Genomic DNA, 453 nt, shown 5'->3' with positions numbered 1-453 from the left:
GAACCCGGAAGCTAAGCCTTTCAGCGCCGATGGTACTGCAGGGGGGACCCTGTGGGAGAGTAGGACGCCGCCGAACAATCATTGTGGGAAAGCCCCGCACCTTATGGTGCGGGGCTTTTCTGCGTTTGGGGTCCGAATGCGGCCGGCCAGGAGCTCCGCATGCCGGCCGACGTGTCAATCGGCCCCCCGATCATCTGGTAGAGTCGTAGACGCAGGAAGGGACCGGAGCGCAAGCGAAGGAACCGGAAAGCACCGAGGAAATCAGGCCCTGAAGGATCTGATAGAGTCGGAACCGCCGGAAGGGCCCGGAGCGAAAGCAAAAGGGGCCGGAAAGCACCGAGGAAATCGGATCGGAAAGATCTGATAGAGTCGGAAACGAAGGAAGCGCCCGGAGGGCCTGGAAACAGGAACGAAGGAAGCGTCCGCACCTTGAGAACTCAACAGCGTGCCAAA

Annotated in this window: 1 rRNA gene; it reads left to right on the top strand. The window is 60.7% G+C overall.

Annotated features, from left to right (window positions below):
* Positions 1-76: ribosomal RNA gene (rrf, locus tag MRBLMG1_RS37250) — 5S ribosomal RNA — on the top strand; the annotation flags it as partial.
* Positions 77-453: the final 377 nt, after the last annotated feature.

The organism is Streptomyces sp. LMG1-1-1.1, from assembly GCF_040815545.1.
GTDB lineage: Bacteria > Actinomycetota > Actinomycetes > Streptomycetales > Streptomycetaceae > Streptomyces.
This window is presented reverse-complemented; position numbering and strand designations above follow the sequence as displayed.